Source organism: Pseudomonas frederiksbergensis (assembly GCF_003732705.1).
Lineage (GTDB): Bacteria > Pseudomonadota > Gammaproteobacteria > Pseudomonadales > Pseudomonadaceae > Aquipseudomonas > Aquipseudomonas frederiksbergensis_F.
Map to the genome: position 1 here is coordinate 58255 of NZ_MOBR01000018.1, position 20013 is coordinate 78267.

Annotated in this window: 29 protein-coding genes and 1 pseudogene; 24 read left to right on the plus strand and 6 right to left on the minus strand. The window is 51.6% G+C overall.

The window, feature by feature from the left end:
- The first annotated feature begins 1 nt into the window (after window position 1).
- The 18 genes and pseudogenes from BK667_RS20045 (at window position 2) to BK667_RS20120 (ending at window position 8890) form a co-directional block, all read left to right on the plus strand.
- A complete protein-coding gene (locus BK667_RS20045) occupies window positions 2–409 on the plus strand; it encodes an Imm63 family immunity protein (RefSeq protein ID WP_123598663.1) in 408 nt (135 codons plus the stop codon).
- An 11-nt stretch (window positions 410–420) separates the two neighbouring features.
- Window positions 421–789 (plus strand): annotated as a pseudogene (locus BK667_RS34010) (EndoU domain-containing protein); the annotation flags it as partial.
- Between the two features lie 5 nt (window positions 790–794).
- Window positions 795–1049: a MafI family immunity protein gene (locus tag BK667_RS20055; RefSeq protein WP_123598664.1), complete on the plus strand. Its 255-nt coding sequence runs from the start codon at window positions 795–797 to the stop codon at window positions 1047–1049.
- 181 nt (window positions 1050–1230) lie between these two features.
- A complete protein-coding gene (locus tag BK667_RS33305) occupies window positions 1231–1377 on the plus strand; it encodes a hypothetical protein (RefSeq protein ID WP_185058253.1) in 147 nt (48 codons plus the stop codon).
- 10 nt (window positions 1378–1387) lie between these two features.
- Window positions 1388–1837: a DUF2247 family protein gene (locus BK667_RS20060; RefSeq protein WP_123598665.1), complete on the plus strand. Its 450-nt coding sequence runs from the start codon at window positions 1388–1390 to the stop codon at window positions 1835–1837.
- 39 nt (window positions 1838–1876) lie between these two features.
- Window positions 1877–2305 (plus strand): CdiA family toxin C-terminal domain-containing protein, encoded by a 429-nt coding sequence (locus BK667_RS20065; protein WP_123598666.1) that lies wholly within the window; start codon window positions 1877–1879, stop codon window positions 2303–2305.
- Between the two features lie 8 nt (window positions 2306–2313).
- Complete coding sequence (gene cdiI / locus BK667_RS20070; protein ID WP_072435133.1) at window positions 2314–2676, plus strand: ribonuclease toxin immunity protein CdiI; 363 nt, start codon at window positions 2314–2316, stop codon at window positions 2674–2676.
- A 287-nt stretch (window positions 2677–2963) separates the two neighbouring features.
- A complete protein-coding gene (locus BK667_RS33090) occupies window positions 2964–3425 on the plus strand; it encodes a hypothetical protein (RefSeq protein WP_148060147.1) in 462 nt (153 codons plus the stop codon).
- 129 nt (window positions 3426–3554) lie between these two features.
- Window positions 3555–3809, plus strand: a complete 255-nt coding sequence (locus BK667_RS20080; RefSeq protein ID WP_259698134.1) for a hemagglutinin repeat-containing protein — start codon at window positions 3555–3557, stop codon at window positions 3807–3809.
- A gap of 20 nt (window positions 3810–3829) precedes the next feature.
- A complete protein-coding gene (locus BK667_RS20085) occupies window positions 3830–4456 on the plus strand; it encodes a hypothetical protein (RefSeq protein WP_148060148.1) in 627 nt (208 codons plus the stop codon).
- Between the two features lie 85 nt (window positions 4457–4541).
- Window positions 4542–5411: a deaminase domain-containing protein gene (locus BK667_RS20090; protein ID WP_123598670.1), complete on the plus strand. Its 870-nt coding sequence runs from the start codon at window positions 4542–4544 to the stop codon at window positions 5409–5411.
- Window position 5412: 1 nt separating this feature from the next.
- Window positions 5413–5763, plus strand: a complete 351-nt coding sequence (locus BK667_RS20095; protein ID WP_221179172.1) for a hypothetical protein — start codon at window positions 5413–5415, stop codon at window positions 5761–5763.
- A gap of 187 nt (window positions 5764–5950) precedes the next feature.
- On the plus strand, window positions 5951–6427 hold the full coding sequence (locus BK667_RS20100) for a pentapeptide repeat-containing protein (protein ID WP_259698132.1): 477 nt from the start codon (window positions 5951–5953) through the stop codon (window positions 6425–6427).
- A gap of 202 nt (window positions 6428–6629) precedes the next feature.
- Window positions 6630–7061 (plus strand): hypothetical protein, encoded by a 432-nt coding sequence (locus BK667_RS20105; RefSeq protein WP_123598671.1) that lies wholly within the window; start codon window positions 6630–6632, stop codon window positions 7059–7061.
- Window positions 7062–7351: 290 nt separating this feature from the next.
- Window positions 7352–7600, plus strand: coding sequence for a hypothetical protein (locus tag BK667_RS20110; RefSeq protein WP_123598672.1), 249 nt, complete (start codon window positions 7352–7354; stop codon window positions 7598–7600).
- A 228-nt stretch (window positions 7601–7828) separates the two neighbouring features.
- A complete protein-coding gene (locus BK667_RS20115) occupies window positions 7829–8425 on the plus strand; it encodes a hypothetical protein (RefSeq protein ID WP_259698133.1) in 597 nt (198 codons plus the stop codon).
- A 146-nt stretch (window positions 8426–8571) separates the two neighbouring features.
- Window positions 8572–8682 carry a DUF6883 domain-containing protein gene (locus BK667_RS34015; protein WP_375539180.1) on the plus strand — a complete coding sequence of 37 codons (111 nt, stop codon included), beginning with the start codon at window positions 8572–8574 and terminating at the stop codon, window positions 8680–8682.
- 10 nt (window positions 8683–8692) lie between these two features.
- Entirely contained in the window at window positions 8693–8890 is a 198-nt protein-coding gene (locus BK667_RS20120) for a DUF4926 domain-containing protein (protein ID WP_123598673.1), read from the plus strand.
- A gap of 127 nt (window positions 8891–9017) precedes the next feature.
- Here BK667_RS20120 and BK667_RS20125 read toward each other — a convergent pair whose 3' ends face one another.
- Complete coding sequence (locus tag BK667_RS20125; RefSeq protein ID WP_123406379.1) at window positions 9018–9290, minus strand: hypothetical protein; 273 nt, start codon at window positions 9288–9290, stop codon at window positions 9018–9020.
- A 493-nt stretch (window positions 9291–9783) separates the two neighbouring features.
- Between BK667_RS20125 and BK667_RS20130 the strand changes: the two genes are divergently transcribed.
- Complete coding sequence (locus BK667_RS20130) at window positions 9784–10692, plus strand: LysR family transcriptional regulator (protein WP_123598674.1); 909 nt, start codon at window positions 9784–9786, stop codon at window positions 10690–10692.
- 105 nt (window positions 10693–10797) lie between these two features.
- Here the strand turns inward: BK667_RS20130 and BK667_RS20135 are convergent, their stop codons facing one another.
- On the minus strand, window positions 10798–11532 hold the full coding sequence (locus tag BK667_RS20135; RefSeq protein WP_123515393.1) for a DUF899 domain-containing protein: 735 nt from the start codon (window positions 11530–11532) through the stop codon (window positions 10798–10800).
- Between the two features lie 175 nt (window positions 11533–11707).
- Here BK667_RS20135 and BK667_RS20140 point away from each other — a divergent pair, with 175 nt between their 5' ends.
- On the plus strand, window positions 11708–12097 hold the full coding sequence (locus tag BK667_RS20140) for a transcriptional regulator (protein WP_123598675.1): 390 nt from the start codon (window positions 11708–11710) through the stop codon (window positions 12095–12097).
- Between the two features lie 140 nt (window positions 12098–12237).
- Here the strand turns inward: BK667_RS20140 and BK667_RS20150 are convergent, their stop codons facing one another.
- The 3 genes from BK667_RS20150 to BK667_RS20160 form a co-directional block, all read right to left on the minus strand.
- Complete coding sequence (locus BK667_RS20150; RefSeq protein WP_123598676.1) at window positions 12238–13107, minus strand: DUF6279 family lipoprotein; 870 nt, start codon at window positions 13105–13107, stop codon at window positions 12238–12240.
- Between the two features lie 79 nt (window positions 13108–13186).
- Window positions 13187–13906 carry a TorF family putative porin gene (locus tag BK667_RS20155; protein WP_123515373.1) on the minus strand — a complete coding sequence of 240 codons (720 nt, stop codon included), beginning with the start codon at window positions 13904–13906 and terminating at the stop codon, window positions 13187–13189.
- Between the two features lie 208 nt (window positions 13907–14114).
- A complete protein-coding gene (locus BK667_RS20160) occupies window positions 14115–14303 on the minus strand; it encodes a PFL_1563 family small protein (RefSeq protein ID WP_017337097.1) in 189 nt (62 codons plus the stop codon).
- A 351-nt stretch (window positions 14304–14654) separates the two neighbouring features.
- On the opposite strand from BK667_RS20160, the gene BK667_RS20165 reads away from it, so the two are divergent.
- The 4 genes from BK667_RS20165 to BK667_RS20180 all read left to right on the plus strand — a co-directional run bounded on the left by BK667_RS20165 (window position 14655) and on the right by BK667_RS20180 (window position 18830).
- Window positions 14655–15491, plus strand: coding sequence for a CvfB family protein (locus BK667_RS20165; RefSeq protein ID WP_123406390.1), 837 nt, complete (start codon window positions 14655–14657; stop codon window positions 15489–15491).
- A 46-nt stretch (window positions 15492–15537) separates the two neighbouring features.
- Window positions 15538–15930 (plus strand): DUF2177 family protein, encoded by a 393-nt coding sequence (locus tag BK667_RS20170; protein WP_123598677.1) that lies wholly within the window; start codon window positions 15538–15540, stop codon window positions 15928–15930.
- Between the two features lie 354 nt (window positions 15931–16284).
- Entirely contained in the window at window positions 16285–17727 is a 1443-nt protein-coding gene (locus BK667_RS20175) for an NCS1 family nucleobase:cation symporter-1 (protein ID WP_123598678.1), read from the plus strand.
- A 170-nt stretch (window positions 17728–17897) separates the two neighbouring features.
- On the plus strand, window positions 17898–18830 hold the full coding sequence (locus BK667_RS20180) for a DMT family transporter (RefSeq protein ID WP_123598679.1): 933 nt from the start codon (window positions 17898–17900) through the stop codon (window positions 18828–18830).
- On the opposite strand, the gene BK667_RS20185 is transcribed toward BK667_RS20180, so the two are convergent.
- Window positions 18775–19956 carry an MFS transporter gene (locus BK667_RS20185; RefSeq protein ID WP_123598680.1) on the minus strand — a complete coding sequence of 394 codons (1182 nt, stop codon included), beginning with the start codon at window positions 19954–19956 and terminating at the stop codon, window positions 18775–18777. The genes BK667_RS20180 and BK667_RS20185 overlap by 56 nt on opposite strands.
- Between the last annotated feature and the right edge of the window lie 57 nt (window positions 19957–20013).

The window sequence follows — 20013 nt, forward strand, 5'->3', positions numbered from 1 at the left end:
AATGGTTGCCTCTATTCATGAAATACAATCTATGGTTGACGAGCTTGGAAAAATAGTTGATGCACCAAAATCGTCGTTGATCGTCCTGTCTGCCCCCGCAGATGATGGGGCGCCTTATGTCGAACTTCACGACAATAGCTTTAGCTATGTGTCTTCTGAGCGAGGTTATGAAATATATAATAAATCGACCGGTTCCTTAGATGAATTACTTTATTGGATTATGAGCAGGGTCGTGCGGCAGATGGCTGTTAAGTATGAACTTGATAATAGAGCGGGTAATTGTGATACAAGAAGAGTTTATTTTTCTAGATTCGTACAACTGCTTGGTGAGATAAAGCCTGAGTGGGCGGAGCTAGCAAGGCAGGATGTTGATGAAATACTAAAGTCGTCTCCATACTTAGATAGTTAAATGGTGCAAAAGGTCTTGGAAAGGACTACGTTGACATTCTTTCTCCTGAAGCAAAGCAACATATTTTGTACGGCGATAAGCCAGGCAGCGGTGGGCATATGTGGCCAGGGCAGGAAGGGAAGACAGTCTTTCCTGAAAGTTGGTCAGGAGATAGGATTGTTGATGCGATTGGTGATATCACGACATCTCCGAGCACTAAGTGGTACGCGCAAACAGGGACCGGTGGGGCTTATACAGCTAAAGGAGATGCTGCTAAATGGGTTGCTTATGAAACTCGTGATGGTGTGCGAATGCGAGTTGTATACCAGCCGGCTACAGGAAAGGTTATTACTGCCTTTCCTGATGATGCTCCGATTCCACCCTACAAGCCAATTAAGTAGAATTTATGTTCGCAGACCGTATTATTAAGTTTGGAAGAAAGTTTGAAGGTCGATTAGAATCTGATCTTCTCCAAGGAGCCTTGGATTATGTTGCGTATAATGAAGAGAGCCTAGCCTTTGAGATTTTGTGCGATCATATTTGCGAATATGATATTTCTATCACGGACGAAGAATATAATGAGGCTGTTCAGCTGATTCTGGATATTGGACTTGATTTAGATGAAGGTCCATTTAAGCATTTGCTGGGATTGAAGAAATAAAAAATAGAAATTAGTTGGTGCAAAAGCAATTGATAACTCAGTCATAGGGAGTCCTAGAGTCGGGAGCGCAAATAAACTTCCTGATGGTCAGCATGGGTTTAATGACATAATTGATAACTATGCTGGTGATGCAGCAAAATTTGAGATACCAACCAAAGGTCCTGGTGGCGAGGTGGTTAGAGTGTCCGAGTTAAGACAAATTGAAGGCAGTAATAACGGAGTTGGTGGGGTTTTTGAATGGATTGTTGATGAAGGCAACGTGACTCATCGACGCTTTATCCCAAGTGGCCAAGTAACTGGTCTGCCCAACCAGATTCCGAAAAAATAAGGGGAAGGTGATGTCTCCATTTGGTGTATTGATTGGTTTGGGTTTGGCTTGTTGGTCAACCATTTTTTTGGGATTTAGGAAGAGCTGGATAAGGCGAGAAGATATTTTTGAATATGCCATTAATCAGCTTTTAGACGGTTGCGAAAGCGAACGCGTGGCTATCATTGCTGGAGGCGAATATTTAAGCGATGAAGAGCTTCTTGAGGTCATCTCAAAACAAATGGAGATGACGAATTGTGTTGCCGATATGGATAAGTGGCGTTTAGCGTTTCTACTTTGTCTAGACGCATCGAATGACAGTGACGAAAACAAAATAAACAGGCTTCAGGAGATCTATGCAGACTTCGATTATCCGGAAGATATGGCTTCATGCAGTATTTACTCTCAAGATGGTATTGACCCGCTTGTAGCCATGAACCAAATTGTGAAAAGACTAAAAGAGAGGTTTTTACTCCGGTAATTTGATGGTACAAAAGGGGCTGCAAGCTTCCCGGAAGGCATGAGCTTTAATCCGAACATCAAAAACCATCTGAGTAGTTTCGATGGATTGACCCAGAAAAGTGGGGTTAGCGGAACCCATAATCTTGATGCATTCTCTCAGGCCGCATCTTCAAATGGCATAAAGATATTGGATGAGACACCGACTTCTGTTAAGGGGATTACAAATATTGAATATCAGATACCGGCTTATGATCGAGCTGGAAATGTGATCGGCTATAAAGCGAAAGAGTTTAATAAGACTGTTTATGATCCGAAGGTCTTCTCTGATCAAAAGATCCTTGATCTTGGACAGCAGGCTGCGGCGAGTGGATACAGGGGTGCTTTGTCGAAGGGGGTGACTCAATATGATGCTACTGCCGGGGGCGTTAGCTTTAGGGTCTACCTTGACAAGGCTACAGGGGCAGTTACTAACTTTCACCCCCAGTGAGGATTGATATGAAAGAGCTATTTGGACAGCCATATACTGATTCAGACCCTTACTGGATAGTGAAGGGGTATTTTGATCGGATGTATCACGATGGTAATTTTATAAAATCTCTTGAGCTATTGGTGAAAAGGTGGGGCTTCAGTACGGATGGTGCGTACTGCAATTTTCCTGATTTAAATAGTTTTTTTGAGGAGGAACATTTTGAAGGTGTTGAGTTCGCTTATGGTTATCCGCCAAAAAATGAAGATACAGTCGTTGTAAGTGAAGAGATTTGCTCTAAATACATACGGCTAGCATGTGATAAGTATGTAAGTCTTCATCCGGAAGATACTGTAAAAGTGAGAGAGATTTTGGATCAGCTTTCTTTCTGATTTATTCTGAATAAATAGGCCCAGTACTGCCGAGACTATCGTTGATAGGATCATAACCCGTGTCGGGAATTTTTTGCCGACCCAGTCGGTAATCTGATCCTACGGGTGCATAAGCGTCACCACGAGTGACGTTGCGCGTGTAAGAAAAGGGGACGGATTTATTTGTTTTAAGAAAAGGGGACGGATTTATTTGTTTGGCTTAGGTCAGTCGGAAAATAAATCTGTCCCCTTGACCGTGAAACCCAATGGTGTGAGCATCTCTGATAAGTTAAATGGGATTTAATGGTTTGAAGATCGAAAATCCAGAGGGTGAATTATTGAATGTTCTCCATGATATCAGTCCTTTGGAATGGAGAAAGTACCAGCAACGCTATCCAACAGTTAGGGTGGGAAATAGTCTCGAACGTGAGGACCGTTCGGGATATCCTCCATATGTTGCGTTTAGATTTAAGAATGAGAATGATGAGGTCGTTAATAAATTAAGGCTGGTCTTGGAAAGTTATCTTGGGGCAATCGTGTGGAGACTCGTCCCGCACAAGCGCGAAGGGCTTCCTGGAATAAATTGGATGATAGGGCCTGCAAGAATGTGGGAAATTAGTGAGGCGGCGGAGAAGGAGAATATGACTAAAGGTCAGTATTTTTCCAAATATGAGCCATGGATTGGTCCTGTTGCATATGATGACCTGGCTGTTCTTGTTGAACATGTTCGCGACGCTTTTTCTGCACCTACTGTATTAATAAAAAATTAAGTTTGGAGGGAGAAGGCGGAAAAGGGGACAGATTTATTTATTTGGAAAAGCGGCGCTGATACCACGATCAATGCCGGGCGAGACATCAACCTCGTTTCCGCCGAACAGGTCATCAACGGCGAGCGCGGACTGCACCACAACGAAACCGTCACACAGTACGGCTCAACCGTCGATGCGGGCCAGAGTCTGACCGTCAACGCCGGTCGTGACATCACCGCAATCGCCAGTCAGATCGACGCCAAGCGCGATGTGAGCATGAGTGCGATTGGTGATTTGACGTTGGCTTCGGCAGCGGATGAACAGCATGCCTATAGTCGGAAAATAAATCTGTCCCCTTTTTTGCTATGGCTCAGGAAACTCACAGAATCGTGGTCCGCACTTTAATGATGAGTCTGGAAATCACTATGACTATTGATATTCAAGTTTTGAGCGTCGCTGATATATCAACTTCTAACAATGTACTTGACGTAGGTCAAGTGGACAGGGGGACGCTCTCGGCAGCAAGTTTTTTGGTTGTTGGAAAGTTAAAAGTTTCTTTGGTTGATACGTTGGGGTTTTTATTTGATCTGGTGAGTCTGAAAACTCAAAGATATGAAATTTGGTTGTTCTTAGGTAACTCTGCATGGCAGCCAGATACGCGAATAGTTCGTTATCACAAGTTGTGGGGCGCATTGAGGTTAAGAGGAGTCGAAATCCTAGGTGGCAGTGACTCACAAGAACTTGCTGTTGAGGGTGGTGGCGGAGTGAAGTTTTTCGGCGCTGTGCGTCTATCAAAATCATCTATTGTAAGTGCTATAAATGCTATTTCTGATGAGCGCTGCTCATATATCGTGGCATTGCCTGATGAGGCTGAAGTTAAAACTATTCTTGAGGTTGGTTGGTCCGGCGACATAGCTAAGGATGTTGATTTTCTTTATTATATTTGTGAAAAAAATAGTTTGATATTTAAAGCTGTTGGGGCGTTTGACGATTTTGAGCGGGGTTTTGTTTCTGTTGCTACGCCAAGTGTTATGAGACAGTTTTTGAGCTGAAAAACAAATGTACTTGAAAAGTTAGAAGGAGAAGAAAAGCAACGAAGAAAAGGAAGAAAAGCGGAAGGAAAGAGGACATATTTATTTGTTTGTCTTAGGACAGTCGAAAAATAAATCTGTCCCCTTTTTTTCCAATGTCAGTGATGAGGTTCGTGATCGTCTCTCGGGTAGGGTATTGGATGCTCAGGGTGGTTTCCGCTCGCCTGTTCTTGTAGAAGGGGAGGCGTTCAACCCGCGCTTTCTGCCTTGTGGCGACGCTTCGTGTGTTGCCAGTGGAGCCGGCATTGACCTGACGGACCCAGAAACTCAGCGCTGGATCAGCGCAGGGAATGCGAAGGCGGCAAAAGACGCCTTGGCAATCGGGTCGCTCGCGCCTTTGCCAATGGCGTGGGTTGGCAAAGTTTTGGGATCTGTTTTTGGGAAAGGGGTTGCGAGGGAGGTGATAGCCGAGGGAGGCTCGGGTATTGGTGCAAAAGGCTTGGTGCCGGCTGACACACAAACAGTATTGATTCAGCAGGTTGCAGACTTGCGTGCCACGCTGACAGGCAGTGCAAAAACAAGTGGTAATGTGGGCGTTGCTCAGATAGATATTTCGGGTATTCAGCCGACAATGGCAGCGTCCAGCCGTATCGGCACACCAAATGCCGAGCAGCAAGTGATGGGATTTGTTGGCGAGGTCTCTGAGACGTTTCCAAGCTCGGTTGTACCGACTGCGAGTAATCCCCCGCAGATGCTCAACAGGGCGATAGATTCGGAGGCGAAAATTTTGAACAATATCGCAGCGCAACTGGGAGAGAATACTTCGGTGAAGGGGAGTATTAATTTACTGACGGAGCGGGCGCCCTGTGCAAGTTGTTCAAATGTTATTGAACTGTTCAGGGCCAAGTACCCCAACATTACTGTCAATGTGTTCGACAATGGCGGCGTAATTCGTCCGACCAAAAAAGGACTTTAAGATGCTGCACGAAGAGCGTTTGACTTATGAGACCCTGAAAGCGTGGGCTTTGGACTGCTATTATGAGGGGTGTCGAGATCATGCTGTGATGAAGGGGTGGCCTCATGAACAGGTCATGGCGTATGTCGACTATCAATTTGAACATTCTTTTGAGCGCCCGGTAGAGGAGTTTATGTGGCGAGTAATCCTTCTGATTCTATCGGGTGGCTGGCATCAAGATTGGTATTCGAGCGCGCGTCAACTGATCACTGAACACATCATAAAAGATGGTATTGACAATATTTTAGCCGGTGTGCCTGCAGCCGAGGCGGAGTTGTTTCTGCATGATCTTAGAGTCTTAAAGCTTATCTGACGGTGTAAAAGGAACTGGGGCTGTTGTAGATGACAAAGTGGAAAAGGGGACAGATTTATTTGTTTGACTTAGGCCAGTCGAAAAATAAATCTGTCCCCTTTGTTCTTTCTGAGAAATCATCAAATTGGGGTCGGACTCGATCTATATCAGATGTAAAAATTGATCCAGTAGGTTGGGGGAACAAATAATGATTATTAACTTTGAAACCGGTGAAATATTGGAGTTGCCTGGAGATGATCTCATTAGCTCAAATCTTAGAGATTTACAACTTCATCGTGCAATTTTTGATGGTCTCAATGTCTCTGGGGCTGACTTCACTGGCTCTCATCTGAGAAATGCCTCTTTTAATTATTCGCTATCAAATAGGGTTGTGATGCGTGGCGTTGCACTTATGAATGCAACCTTCATTGGTGCGGAGTTAAAAGAGGCAGATCTTTCAGATGTTGTGGCGATTGGTGCCGATTTTTCTGAGGCTGATCTTTCAATGTCCGACTTGCAAGGGGCGGATATTGGTAGCGCCTGTTTCGAAAAGACTAATTTGTGTGGTGTCAATCTTGCTGTTAAAAGAATAGATGAGGCAGTTTTTTTTAATGCCACATATGACGATAAAACAATTTGGCCTGAAGGATTTAATCCTGAAAGTCATGGCGCAATTAAAGTTTAGTGGGAATGAATGTGGAAAAAAGGGGGCTGGAAAAAAGAGGAGAAAAGAAGGAGAAAAGGGGACAGATTTATTTGTTTGGCTAAGATGAGTCGAAAAATAAACCTGTCCCTTTTTTTAGCGAGTATTGCCAGATGGGAAGTACGAGTTTGATACATTGATTCCAGAAAAGTCTTCTAAATTTTAATGTGGAGGGCGAAAAACTGTGTTGATCAACGAGGTATTGCGCGATGTCAGATTTCGCTCATTTTTTATAAGCGGGAATTTGGTTTGTGAGTGTTTGGTATTGTTTTTTAAATTATCGGACTCTGGATGGGTCTCACTAACAATTAGCGAGGGTGTAGCAGGGTTTTTAAAGTTAGATTCAGAACCAGAATTGCAGGAGTTATCTGAGATAAATGATGACTTTGCGTACCCGATTAAGTCGTTAAGTGGGTTGGATAAGTATCTAGGGTTGAAGGTTTTGTCTGTATATGAGTTCAGGATTAGTGATGTCGATGAAGGTTGCGTTGGAGTGTATTTGGATTTTGGAGGCTGCGGGCTGAGTGTGATTGAGTCTAATGAGTGTTTATCAGTTGAAGATGGTGTGGCTCAATTTTATTATGGTAATATTTCACTTGCTGAAGTGAGAGTTTAATTGGTGCAAAGGATTGAGAAAGCGTAAAAAGGGGGCGGTTTTATTTGTTTGGCTAAACTCAGTCGAAAAATAAATCTGTCCAATTTATTAAACTAGAGAAGTTTTATATGTTGTGTCCAAGGTGTGAGCAGGGAGATATTGTTAGGGAAAAAAGGGGACAGATTTATTTGTTTGTCTTACGTCAGTCAAAAAATAAATCTGTCTCCTTTGTTCATTTTTTCTCTGAATCAACAGGTGACAGCGGAATTGCAATCGAAAGTGGATGCAGACCTTGAGTTTACGGAGGGCTTATGGCTTCAATTCATATTGAGGAAATTCAAAAAATCTTGTCTGCGCAAGGCAATAAAGATGCCGTGCCAAATCAAGATAATGGGGAAGGCTACTTTCTAGAGATTAGATTTGATAGCTCAACTCGAAAAGCATCTGGGGTTGTTGACGATGAGTACAAGGACAAAGTAATAACTCTGGATTGCCCTTACGGTACGGTTGTTATTTTGTGCGATGGAGAAGGGCAGCTGAAATCAATTGAGTTAAGTTGACTGTACAGTAGTGGCATTCTCCCAACACCGGCCTCGCACCGGTGTTGTTTTATCGAAGAAAAGAGGACCGAAGAAAAGGGGACAGATTTATTTGTTGGTCTTAGGTCAGTCGCAAAATAAATCTGTCCTCTTTTCTACTCGGTTTTTCAGGGCAAATATTCCTTCGCACAGATAGGAGCGTTATTACGGAACTTGATAGCATAACACCGTGGTGCTGGAGAAAATCAAATGAGAGTTTCGATAGATTTTGACGTGCTTGTTACATTTGATTGTACTTATGGTCAGTCAAGTTATGAAAATGGGATTCTCCGTGTTTTTGTTGAGAAAGGGTTGGTGATTCCTTATTGTAAAGTTAAGAGTGGAAGAGATGGTGTCTCGCTAGTTAAATGTGGTAAGGGTGAAAGCCATCAGATAGAAGACATGTTTCCGGTGCACTACATTTATGATGCGGCGAGACAGACTGAATATGTTGAATGGGAACTCGTAGATGGTTTTTTGAGGGCGCGCAGCGTGGGAGGAGAATGGGTTGAATATAAAAGCAAATCTGAAAGTTCATATGCGATGAGTGAATTTGTTGGCGGCTGTTGGTTCGTTTTTGAGGGTGTGGCTTTTTCATATAGGATGGTCGGTATGTACGCACCAGATCGTCAAAGTTCTTCAGGTAAAAAGGAAGTACAGGAGTTTGGTTCTCGGTCTTGTATTGGTCCATCTTCTAGGGAGTACTTGCTGGAAGGTGTTCTCAATATTGCTCCGGGACCAGGTTGGATGTCTTGGGAAATTTATTCCGAGAATTTTTATATTGATATTCCTGATTGTCATGCTTGAGTGGTGCTCGTCTACTTTCGTAACGAGGCTACACAGAGAGGCGGAAAAGGGGACAGAAGAAAAGGCAGAAGAAAAAGAAGAAAAGGGGACAGATTTATTTTTTTGTCTTAGGTCAGTCGCAAAATAAATCTGTCCCCTTTTTTCCTATAGATATGCCAATAACCGGGCCTAATGGTAATACGGCAACTGTTCGCACTGGCTGGATATATGATCCAGGCTCGTCCACGCCTAGAATGACGACTCTTTATGTCAAGTAAGGAATGCCGGATGACTTATTCGCTTTTTGATGTTGTCGTATTGACTGAGGACATCCCGGGGGAAGGGCTGCGAGCTGGTATGCGGGGGACGATCATTGAAAATTATAGTCTGCCAGTTGAGGGCTATGAGGTAGAGTTTTGTGATGCCGAGGGGCGTACTGTTGCGCAGCTAGCATTGTCTTCCGATCAATTTCAGCTCGAAAAGTAACGGGAAAAAGGGAGCAGATTTATTTTGTTTGGATTAGGTCGGTCGGAAAATAAATCTGTCCTCTTTGTTTACGTGAAAACACAAATGCAGCAACAAAACGGGCGACCAACTGGTCGCCCGTTTTCATTCACCCCGCAACCTGCGCCCGCAACCGCCGACCAATCACGTCCATCAAATCACAGCCATCCCGCAACGGAATAACCAGTAGTTTGGAAAAGTCCGACAGCACCACCGTGTCGCAACCAATTTCGGCGCGATAGGCGATATTTTCCAACACCTGCGTGACCGTGCGAATGCGGTAATCCGCCATGGCTTGCAGGACGTCGAGTGGTGCTTCGGTGTCGATAAGCAGGGAGGCCGGGATCAAGTCAATTCCGGTGAGAGGCATGTATCGATTCATTTGAAGATCTCTGTTTGATTAGCCAATGCTGTCACTCAGTCGTCGCCAAACGAGAGGGTGGCAGCTGTACGCAGGTTGGCGAACCGGTACAGAGAAACCGGCAGATCCGAAGATCTCCCGCGCACAGCCGCCATAAAATAGCGGCTTTGCGGGTGCGTTGGCGCCTGCAATTAAGCTGATAGCCTTCGCATTCTCTGTAATCAGGTCGCCAAACCTGAATCGCCATATGGGCGACGGGCGGACTATAAGCTTCATCGATCGGGCCATGCAAGGCGCCAGATTCCGAGGTTAGCGTAGGAATTTTAGCGACATCGTCACCGAACGCACCATGACCTCCCAAGACAACAACGTCTCTGGCCAGCGCCACACCGACTACGCCAACAACGCCGCCCGCATCTAAGCCGCCAAGTCAGATCTCTGTATGAACATTGACGGACGCATTGCTTTGATAATGCGTTAGTATCGGTCCGACTTATTAAGGAACCCATACATAATGCGAGGCAGTGAATACGCCCAGCTTCGGGCCTTTGTCGCGGTGGTCGAGCATGGCAGTTTCGTGCGAGCGGCGGCTCATTTGGGGATGTCGGCGTCAGCGCTGAGCCAAACGATCCGCCAACTGGAAGAGCGGCTGGATGTGCGCTTGCTCAACCGCACCACCCGCAGTGTGTCGCCCAGCGATGCCGGCGCGCGGTTGTTGTTGCGGCTGCAACCGGCGCTCAACGAGGTGGACGCGGCGTTGGCCGGGGTCACGCAAACGCCGGGCTCGCCGCCGAGCGGGCGACTGCGCATCAATGCGCCACGGGTGGCGGCGATTCATTATTTGGCGCCGTTGATCGGGCCGTTCCTGAACACTTATCCCGGGGTGAGTCTCGATATCGTGACTGACGAGCGCTTGGTGGATATGGTCGCCAGTGGTTTTGATGTCGGGATTCGGCTCGGCGAAAGCCTTGATCAGGACATGGTTGCCGTGGAGTTGAGCGGGCATCTGGAGATGATGGTCGTGGCTTCACCGGCGTATATCGAGCAATTCGGCACGCCGCACACGCCGCATGATTTGAGCGAGCATCAATGCTTGTCCTATCGCTGGCCGACTGACGGCAGTCTCTATCGCTGGGAGTTTGAGTGCGCCGGTGAGCGGCTGGCGATTTCGGTCAACGGTCCGCTGGTGGTCACCGAGCCGGAAATGCTCACCCGCGTGGCGCTTGAAGGGGCGGGGATTGCGTACCTGTTCGAGCATCAGGTTCGGGAGCACATTACTTCGGGGCGGCTGGTTCATTTGTTGCCGGAGTGGACACCGGCCTTCCCTGGTTTTTACCTTTATTACCCGACTCAGCGGCAAATGGCCCCGGCGCTGCGGGCGTTTGTGGATTTTGTGAAGAAGCCGATGCCACCGGATTCTTGAGTACTCGTGGGAGCGAGCCTGCTCGCGAAGGCGGATTAACATTCAATATCCTTGTTGTCTGACGTACCGCTTTCGCGAGCAGGCTCACTCCCACAGGGGGGACGCTTATCCTCCGTGACAGCAACTGGACGACGCCTTGTCGTCGTATTTGTCGTGATGCTTCACCCACTCCATGATTTCCTCTTCGTTGCGGCCCTTGGGCGTCAGGTCGAGGTAGTTGTAGGCGCCGACCAGCAGGTCCAGGCCCCGTTCATAGCTGGAGTAGGTGTGGAAGATGTCGCCGGCTTCGTTGCGATAAAACACGCTGAGTCCGGGCATTTCTTCCTCGGTCCAGTCAGATTTTTCGTAGTTGTAGGTAGCCGTTCCGGCGGCGACGTCTTCGGCTCGGGCGGAGACGCCAAAGTCGTAGTTGAAATCGCAACCTTCTGACGACACCCAATCGAATTTCCAGCCCATGCGCCGCTTGAAGGCCTGGAATTCGGCGAACGGCGCGTGGGAAACCGCCACCACCGCCACGTCGTGGTGGGCCAGGTGCAGGTTGGCGCCGTCGATGTGGTCGGACAGGAACGAGCAACCGGTGCAGCCTGCGTCCCAGCCTTTGGCGAACATGAAGTGATAGATGATCAACTGGCTGTTGTCGCCGAACAGGTCGGCCAGTTTCAGTTCGCCATTCGGACCTTGGAAGCGGTAGTCCTTGTCGATCTTCACCCAGGGCAGGGCGCGGCGTTCGGCGCTGAGTTTGTCGCGTTCTTTGGTGAAGGCTTTTTCGTGGGCCAGGTGTTGCTTGCGGGCGGCGAGCCATTCTTCTCGCGATACGACGGGATGATTCTGAATGTTCATCGGGTTTTCTCCTGCGGGATGCTGGGAGTTGGCTTACACAGCCTAGTCGTTCGGCTTGTGGGAATTTCGACATACCACCGGTCAGCGCCGTTCAAAACCCCGGCTGAACGGCTATCCAACCTGCCGGTCACAACCTATGAAGGCCATCACACACTCTGGCTTGGAGGTTGAAAGGATGACGACTTATAACTGGGATTTGATTGAACGCTTGTTGCACGAAGTGCAGAACGGTGCCAGCAGCTTCACGCCACGGCCGTATGCCGAGCAATACGCGGCGGAGAAGGCATCCGAAGGCGAGCAGCCGGAAAATCTGGATCACCTGAAAGCGGTGGCCGGCGAATACGAAAAATTATTGCTGGCACGCGGCTACATCGAGCCCCGGCCCGAAGATCAGGGCGGCAGCGGCTCGAACTACATTTTGACGCTCCGGGGCTCGAGTTTATTGAGCATGATCGACAGCAGCATTCCGGGGAATGATCATCCGCGGCAGGTGCTGGATGAGCAGCAAGATGCCCTCGATGAAGTGACGTTTGATAAGGTGGCATCGAAGCCGCAGATTGCCTGAAGAACCCCACGAAACTAATGTGGGAGCGGGCTTGCTCGCGAAAGCGGCGTGTCAGTCGATATCAATGTTGACTGTCACACCGCCTTCGCGAGCAAGCCCGCTCCCACATGGTTTTTTTCACAGTGCGGTTTGTGTTGGGCTTAACCTTGTTTAACCGCTTTCAGACATTTCAGATCGTTGAAATCTTTTCTCACTCCTTCAATCTTCTTCAATAACCGCTGCCGTTGATCCGGCGTGCTCTCGGCCATCAAATCCACCAACAACCCTCGGGCTTGGGCCTCGGTGTTGGCGTAGGCCTGGCGGTAAGCCGGTGTCCATAAACTCTCGCGATTGACCAGAAGCATCTCGATTCTCTGTGGGAATTCTGGACTCTGGCGCTGCGCAACGGCTGCACTGAACTGTTTCTGCCAATGCACGCGGTTGGCGATCCATTGTTGATTTTGATCGCCCAGGGCCTTCGACCACGCCGTCACTCGTTGCTGCTGGGAGGCGCTGAGCGGTCCCAGCCAGTCATTCAGGCGCTTGTCCATGCGCTCGCCACGGTCCTTGATTTGCTGATCGAGGGAAGGCTTGAGGTATTCCTCCTGGCGTTTGCGCTGGTCCTTGGCGAAGGCGTCGTTCATCTCCGCCACTTGCTGGTCATCCAATCCTTGCAACAGCTCAATGGCTGAAGGGGTGATTTCCTTGGCGGTCTGGGCGATGGCTTGCTTGGCTTCCAGGGTGCGGGCCTTGAGTGCGTCGTCGGTGACCTGATTGGTCTCGACCATTACCTGCAACCGGTCAAGCCAGTCAAGGTAACCCGGCAACTGGGTGGTGCAGTGCCAGCTCAGGTGTTCCTTGAGGCGCTCGTTGAACCAGCCTTTTTGCTCGCCGTTCATGTCCAGGTAGTCGCTGAGCGTCCAGGGAATGATCACGTCGAGATTGCGGTAGGCCAAGCCCATGCGGCTACAAGCGCCGAGGGCCAACATAATAGTGATGAGGAGGGCAACGCGTTTAAACCAGCGCGACATGGGCGAGTCCTTGCGAAGGCCTGGCTTCTTTGAAGGTGTCTCTATGTGAACGCAAGATAAGCCCGGCAGTTCAAGCCGATCAATAGAAGGCGCGTTCGGCCTTGAGAGTCACCAGCCCGTCGCACTGGCTGTTGTGCCCGGAGTAGGCGGAGCAATCGCTGCCGCTGAGGTTGGAGTCGCTGTAGATCAGGTCCAGGTCAACGCCCATGAAGGCTCGGGACAGTTGCAGCGACCAATCGGTGAAACTGCCGACCATGCCACCGTCGACGGAAACCGGGGCGTTGAGCTGGTGGGTGGTGTATTTCATGCTGATCCCGATGCCGAACGGCTGATTGCCGCCGAGGTCGGCGAATACGGTGCTGTTCTGTTTGTCCGGGTCGTTGCTGAACGCGGCGCCGAAACGACTGCCCAAAAAGGTCAAGCCACCGAACAGTTCCTGGCTGTCGAGGGTGTCCACTTTCGGATAGCTGTAATGGATCATGCCGACTTCGTAGCCGAGGGTTTTATCGAAGGGTTGTTTAAAGCCCATGTAGGAATCGACTTCGAGGTTGCTGCCAGGGCTCAGTCCTACGCTCGGTGACCATTGGCCAACGTAGAAACCGCTGTCGTGGCTCAAGTCGAGACCACCGTGGAATGAGCCGATGCTGGCGGGCTTGACCAGCCCTTGGGCCATGCTGCGGCTGGGGGTGGTGCCGAGTTTGAGATCGAAGTCGCCCAATTCGCGCTGGAAGATTTGCGCGTCGGCACTCGAGCACCACAAGAGGAGGGCGCTGAGTAATAGATAGGAGGGTTTGAGCATGCGTCACTCCATGACCGCGAGGAAGCAGGAACCGATAATCTGCTGAAACGCTTAATCTAGACGTGTGCAAGCATACCGGCGAATGCGCGGCATTGAGGGCCGTTCGTCGATTTCTGGAATATTGATGGGTTTTGCGGGGTGTGCCGGGGAGGTTCCAGTCCAAGCGCTTCGAAGTTCAAAGCGCTTACGGACCAGTTAAAGCAGGGTATTACTTTTTGCCGAGCGTGATTTGCTTCGACGGGCCGAATGTCTGGCCGCTGACGCCTTTGGCAATTTGCTGGATCTCGCCACCGGACTTGAGGAACGCAGCAATCTGGTTGTTGATCGATTCGCTGGTTTCAACGGCTGGAGCTGGCTTTGCTTTGCTGTTGGATGCTTTTACACGCATGGCGGCCATTAACCTGTAGAAAATTAACTTGGCCAGGCATCGTACAGGAAATGCTTGACAATTGCTTGGTAAATATCCCCCTGAAATAACCGAGGCCATGACTCGATTATTCACAAGTTATTGTTCGAATTATCCGGCTAAGCTGCTGTTTTAAATAAGAAGACAGGCCGTGGCAAAGCGTCTTCGGCTCGGCGGATGCTGACCTGGGGCGTAGGATCTGTCTGACGAGCGGCCGCGAGACTGTAGACAAGCCCAGGAAAAATAAGGCTTCCAGAGGATTTTCTCGCGCCACCGGGCTGGCCGGCGAACGCGGCCCGCAAAACCGGGTAGAATGCCGCCCACGCAATGAGGGTATTGGAAATGGCTTTAGTCGGGCGCTACAACAGTTTGCAAGTGGTTAAACACACTAACTTCGGTTTATATCTGGACGGTGGCGCGGATGGCGAAATCCTTCTGCCGAATCGTTATATCCCTAAAGATATTCCCAGCGAAGATGAAGATTGGCTCAACGTTTTTGTTTATCTGGACAGCGATGACAAACTCATCGCAACTACCGAAACGCCGAAAGTTCAGGTCGGTGAATTCGCCAGTTTGAAAGTCGTTGAAGTCAACAGCATCGGCGTGTTCCTGGATTGGGGTCTGCCGAAGGATCTGTTGCTGCCGTACTCCGAAGAAAAACGCCAGATGACCGCCGGCGAGTATGTGGTGGTGCACGTCTACCTCGACAAGCACACCCGCCGCATCACCGCCACGGCGCGTCTGGACCGTTACCTGGACAAAACCCCGTCCAACTACACCCCGGGCCAGGAAGTTGATCTGCTGGTGGCCGAAGCGACTGATATGGGCTTCAAGGCAATCATCAACAACAAGCACTGGGGCTTGATCCACAAGAACGAAATCTTCAAGTTCATGCGCGCCGGTAAAGAAGAGAAGGGTTTTATCAAAGAAGTCCGCACCGACGGCAAGATCAGCCTGAGCCTGCAACCGGTGGGCGAAGAAGCAGCCACCAGTCTGAACTCGAAGATCCTCGCCAAGTTGCGTGACAACAATGGCACCCTGCCGATCAGTGACAAGAGTGATCCCACCTTGATCAGCAGCATGTTTGGTGTCAGCAAAGGCAACTTCAAGAAGGCTATCGGCGCGTTGTACAAGAACGGCCAGATCGTCATTCATGCCGATCGCATTGAACTAAGCTGACCTCGCGCCAGCCCCATGTAAATCGATGACATGGGGTTGGGGTGTGATGAAAAAAGCCTTGTTAGCCTACGCCGGCACCTTGCTGGCGTTTCTCGTGCTCGACGGCCTCTGGCTCGGCGTGCTGATGGCGCCGACCTACCGCGCGCTACTTGGACCACTGATGCTCGACCAACCGCTGCTGGCCCCGGCAGCGGCGTTCTATCTCCTTTATGTCCTCGGTTGTGTGGTGTTTGTGGTGTTGCCGGCGCAGAGCTGGCAACGGGCCGCGCGGCTGGGCGCGTTGTTGGGGTTGGTGGCTTATGGCACGTATGACTTGAGCAACTGGGCGACGCTGAAAGGGTGGTCCGCGCAGTTGGCGGTGATGGACATGGTGTGGGGCGCTTTTGCGACAGGTGTGGCTTGCGCTGTTGGGCATTGGGTTACGCGTAAGGTGCGGTGATTTGAGTTGTCTGTGATGACGCTTTCGCGAGCAAGCCCGCTCCCACAGTGGTTTTGTATTTGGCCCAAGACCTTCATCTCACACAGATCCCTTGTGGGAGCGAGCCTGCTCGCGAATTGACTGCGAAGCAGTCACCCAAGTCAGTTGTATACAGAAAGCCCTGCACTGTTTATAGGCGTCACTGCCCTGTTCATGGGCAATAGCTCTTTCCTTTCGTAGCCTAATTCCTGCTAGAACCCCTGATCTGTCACACCTTTCACCCGCATGGCACGCATTCTGCGTAGCAACTCGTATACAAACGATGCCGGCTCCCGTACGCAGTGTGAGGGGCCGGTACTGACGAGGAGCCCCGCGATGACCGAGCAAGTGCCCAACGGCTACAGCCCCCGCCTGTATAACCAGGACCTGGGGCCGCTGCCGCAGAAATGGAATTGGTACAACATCTTCGCTTTCTGGATGAGCGACGTGCACAGCGTCGGTGGTTATGTGTTCGCCGCCAGTCTATTCGCCCTCGGGCTGGCCAGTTGGCAGGTGTTGATCGCCTTGCTCGTCGGGATCTGCATCGTGCAGTTGATCGCCAACCTGGTCGCCAAACCGAGCCAGCAAGCGGCGGTGCCGTACCCGGTGATCTGCCGATTGGCGTTCGGGGTGTTCGGGGCGAATATTCCTGCGGTCATTCGCGGCCTTATCGCGGTGGCCTGGTACGGAATTCAGACGTACTTGGCGTCGAGTGCGCTGATCATCGTGGTGCTGCGGTTTTTTCCTACGATGGCGGCCTACGCCGAACCGCACTTTGCCGGTTTGTCCTACCTGGGCTGGTTCGGTTTCCTCAGCCTGTGGTTCGTTCAGGCGCTGGTGTTCTGGACGGGCATGGAGTCGATCCGCCGCTTTATCGATTGGGCCGGTCCCGTGGTCTACGGCGTGATGTTCATGCTCGCGGGCTGGATCGTCTGGCAGGCCGGCTGGAGCAACATCAGCTTCACCCTCGCGGAAAAATCCCTGTCCGGTTGGGAAGCTTTCGGACAAGTGATCGTCGCGACGGCGCTAGTGGTGTCGTACTTTTCCGGGCCGACCTTGAATTTCGGCGATTTCAGTCGCTACTGCCGCAGCATGGCGGACGTGCGCCGGGGCAATTTCTGGGGCCTGCCGGTAAATTTTCTGGCGTTCTCGCTGGTGACCGTGGTGATCGTCTCCGGCACCTTGCCGGTGTTCGGTGAAATGCTCCACGACCCGATTGCCACCGTGGCCCGCATCGACAACAGCGTGGCGGTACTGCTCGGTGCCTTCGCCTTTGTCACCGCGACCATCGGCATCAACATCGTCGCCAACTTCGTGTCCCCGGCGTTCGACTTCGCCAACGTAGCCCCCAGCAAAATCAGCTGGCGTGCCGGCGGTATGATCGCGGCGGTGGCGTCGATCTTCATCACCCCGTGGAACCTGTTCAACAACCCCGAAGTGATTCATTACACCCTCGACGTACTCGCGGCGTTTATCGGTCCGTTGTTCGGGATTTTGCTGGTGGATTACTACCTGATCAAAAAGCAGCAGATCGATGTGGATGCGCTGTTCAATGACGGGCCGAGCGGGAAGTATTACTACAGCGGCGGGGTCAACTGGACGGCGGTCAAGGCGTTGATTCCTGCAACGCTGATGGGCGTGGCGATCACCTTCACCCCGGTGCTGCAACCGATGGCCAACTTTGCCTGGTTCACGGGTTGCTTCCTCGGTGGCGCGATTTACTTAGTTTTGGCCTGGCGTGAGCAAACCCATCAATCGGCAGTCGCCGCCACCGTCTGATAACGCAATCCCACAGGGGATTTATCTTTAACCGGTGTATCGCTGACAGGCGGCATTTTCTGGCCATCTGGTTAATAATCGGCAGCATAATTTTTCGCCCCGGCCTTGAGCCGGGGTTTTGCTTTTTACTGTCGAGTTCCTGCCATGGATTGTGTTATCGAGGTGCTCCGGTGAGTGCCACCCGGCGTAGCGCCGATGGGTTTGCCCTGCAAGTGATGCTCGGGCTGTGCCTGATCTGGGGTGTTCAGCAAGTCATGATCAAGTGGGCGGCGCCGGACATTGCGCCGGTCATGCAAGCCGCCGGGCGGTCGGGGATTTCTGCGTTGCTCGTAGGACTTCTCATCTGTTGGAAGGGCGGTTGGGATCAGGTCAGTCATACGTGGCGCGGTGGACTACTGGCCGGCGCGCTGTTTGGCCTGGAGTTCTTCTTCATTTCCGAAGGCCTGCAACTGACCACGGCGGCGCACATGTCAGTGTTTCTCTACACCGCGCCGATTTTCACCGCGTTGGGCGTGCATTGGCTGTTGCCGAGCGAGCGTTTAAGACCGGTGCAATGGCTGGGGATTTTTCTCGCATTTGTCGGCATCGCCATTGCGTTTGCCGGCGGTGTGTCCTGGGACAATCTCGACCATCGCATGTTGATGGGCGATGCGTTGGGCGTACTGGCCGGCGCCTCGTGGGGCGCGACCACAGTGGTGGTGCGCGCCTCGCGCTTGTCGGAAGCACCGGTGACCCTGACATTGTTCTATCAGTTGATCGTCGGTTTTGTCGGCCTGTTGCTGATCGCGATCCTCAGCGGTCAGGTCACCCACGTCAGCCTGACCTCCGTGGCGGTGGCCAGCGTGCTGTTCCAGGGCTTGGTGGTGTCGTTCTTCAGTTACCTGACCTGGTTCTGGTTGTTGCGCCGTTATCTGGCGGCAAACCTGGCGGTGTTTTCGTTCATGACGCCGCTGTTCGGCGTCACGTTCGGCGTGGTGTTACTGGGTGAAGAGCTGAGCCTCAACTTCGTCATTGGCGCGGTGCTGGTGCTGCTCGGTATCACGTTTGTCAGCGCTGAGCAGTGGGTGCGCCGTCGTTTGCGCAAAGCCCTCGGCCAGCCCTGAGCGGGCCCAGCAGTAAAGCGCCGGCGATCAATAAACCGCTGCCGGCGAATATCAGCGCGGGTTGCAGGCCACCACTGAAATGGCTGCTCGTTGCCGCCAGCAACGGCCCTGCAAGCTGACCCACGGCAAAGCATGCGGTCAGCAGCCCGGCGTTGCGCTGGGTGGCGTGGGGGGCCAGTTCCCGGGAGCGTTGCATCACCAATTGCATGCAAGCCAGGAACGGCGTGCCGCACAGGATCACGCCCAACGCCAGGCCCGGGCCGCTGCCCAGCAAGCAGGCGAAGACCCCGGCGGCTTGCAACCACAAGGTTGCGATCAGCCAATGGCGCGTGGCGTTCGGCGTGTGTCGACGCAAACTCACCAGCAACACCCCAAGCGCTGCTGCCAGGCCGAAGCATGGCCAAAACAGGTCTGCCATCCATTGCCCGTGGAATTGCGCGTTGGCCATTTGCGAAAGGAATGTGGCGGGGATGATGTAGCCCAAGCCATACAACCCGTAGATCACGCCTAAACGACCGATGCCCTGGTTACCTGAGGGGGCGGTGGTCGGCGCCAATGTCACTGCGGCGGCCGGTTGCGGCAGGAAGGGCAGGATTGCCAGCAGCATCACCAACGCGACGGCGGCATACACCAGCCACAAGGTCGCGGAAGTTTGCCCCAACAGGTGTGAGCCCAAGGCCAATAACCCTGTCAGAAAAATCCCCAAACCCGGTCCGGCAAATACCAATGCACCCAGTCGTGGGCGACCGGCGGCTGCCGCCAATGGTTGGCTCAACGCCGTGATCATCACCAGCACCCAGGCGCTGGCCACACCGGTGCCAAAACGCAGCAGCAGATGGGACCAAAAACCGTTGGCCCAGAACGACGCCAGAGTCAGCAGCACACACAGCCACAAACCACCGAGTAAACGCAGCCGAACGTGATGGTGGCGGCGGGCGAACATCGCGTCCACCGCACCGACGAAGTAGCCGAGGTAGTTGGCCGCCGCAATCAGACCAGCGGCAGTCAGGTCGATCTGGCCTTCGCTGAGCAAGTGCGGCAGTTGCGGCGTCAGGGCGAAACGCCCGATGCCCATGGCCATCATCAAGGCGATGAAGCTGGCGGTTAAGCGAATCAGAGGGGACATGGTCTGAATTCCAACAAAGGATCAATGACCGTCAGGCTAGGACTGATTGACTTTCTT

Excerpts from the sequence above, each read along its gene's own strand:
- BK667_RS20140 (WP_123598675.1), top strand. The coding sequence starts at position 11,708 with ATGACGACTTATAACTGGGATTTGATTGAACGCTTGTTGCACGAAGTG.
- BK667_RS20150 (WP_123598676.1), bottom strand. The coding sequence starts at position 13,107 with ATGTCGCGCTGGTTTAAACGCGTTGCCCTCCTCATCACTATTATGTTG.
- BK667_RS20045 (WP_123598663.1), top strand. The coding sequence starts at position 2 with ATGGTTGCCTCTATTCATGAAATACAATCTATGGTTGACGAGCTTGGA.
- BK667_RS20155 (WP_123515373.1), bottom strand. The coding sequence starts at position 13,906 with ATGCTCAAACCCTCCTATCTATTACTCAGCGCCCTCCTCTTGTGGTGC.
- BK667_RS20055 (WP_123598664.1), top strand. The coding sequence starts at position 795 with ATGTTCGCAGACCGTATTATTAAGTTTGGAAGAAAGTTTGAAGGTCGA.
- BK667_RS20165 (WP_123406390.1), top strand. The coding sequence starts at position 14,655 with ATGGCTTTAGTCGGGCGCTACAACAGTTTGCAAGTGGTTAAACACACT.
- BK667_RS20120 (WP_123598673.1), top strand. The coding sequence starts at position 8,693 with ATGACTTATTCGCTTTTTGATGTTGTCGTATTGACTGAGGACATCCCG.
- BK667_RS20160 (WP_017337097.1), bottom strand. The coding sequence starts at position 14,303 with ATGGCCGCCATGCGTGTAAAAGCATCCAACAGCAAAGCAAAGCCAGCT.
- BK667_RS20110 (WP_123598672.1), top strand. The coding sequence starts at position 7,352 with ATGGCTTCAATTCATATTGAGGAAATTCAAAAAATCTTGTCTGCGCAA.
- BK667_RS20125 (WP_123406379.1), bottom strand. The coding sequence starts at position 9,290 with ATGAATCGATACATGCCTCTCACCGGAATTGACTTGATCCCGGCCTCC.
- BK667_RS20135 (WP_123515393.1), bottom strand. The coding sequence starts at position 11,532 with ATGAACATTCAGAATCATCCCGTCGTATCGCGAGAAGAATGGCTCGCC.
- BK667_RS20085 (WP_148060148.1), top strand. The coding sequence starts at position 3,830 with ATGACTATTGATATTCAAGTTTTGAGCGTCGCTGATATATCAACTTCT.
- BK667_RS20130 (WP_123598674.1), top strand. The coding sequence starts at position 9,784 with ATGCGAGGCAGTGAATACGCCCAGCTTCGGGCCTTTGTCGCGGTGGTC.
- BK667_RS20175 (WP_123598678.1), top strand. The coding sequence starts at position 16,285 with ATGACCGAGCAAGTGCCCAACGGCTACAGCCCCCGCCTGTATAACCAG.
- BK667_RS20115 (WP_259698133.1), top strand. The coding sequence starts at position 7,829 with ATGAGAGTTTCGATAGATTTTGACGTGCTTGTTACATTTGATTGTACT.
- BK667_RS20100 (WP_259698132.1), top strand. The coding sequence starts at position 5,951 with ATGATTATTAACTTTGAAACCGGTGAAATATTGGAGTTGCCTGGAGAT.
- BK667_RS20095 (WP_221179172.1), top strand. The coding sequence starts at position 5,413 with ATGCTGCACGAAGAGCGTTTGACTTATGAGACCCTGAAAGCGTGGGCT.
- BK667_RS20170 (WP_123598677.1), top strand. The coding sequence starts at position 15,538 with ATGAAAAAAGCCTTGTTAGCCTACGCCGGCACCTTGCTGGCGTTTCTC.
- BK667_RS20060 (WP_123598665.1), top strand. The coding sequence starts at position 1,388 with ATGTCTCCATTTGGTGTATTGATTGGTTTGGGTTTGGCTTGTTGGTCA.
- BK667_RS20185 (WP_123598680.1), bottom strand. The coding sequence starts at position 19,956 with ATGTCCCCTCTGATTCGCTTAACCGCCAGCTTCATCGCCTTGATGATG.
- BK667_RS20065 (WP_123598666.1), top strand. The coding sequence starts at position 1,877 with ATGAGCTTTAATCCGAACATCAAAAACCATCTGAGTAGTTTCGATGGA.
- cdiI (WP_072435133.1), top strand. The coding sequence starts at position 2,314 with ATGAAAGAGCTATTTGGACAGCCATATACTGATTCAGACCCTTACTGG.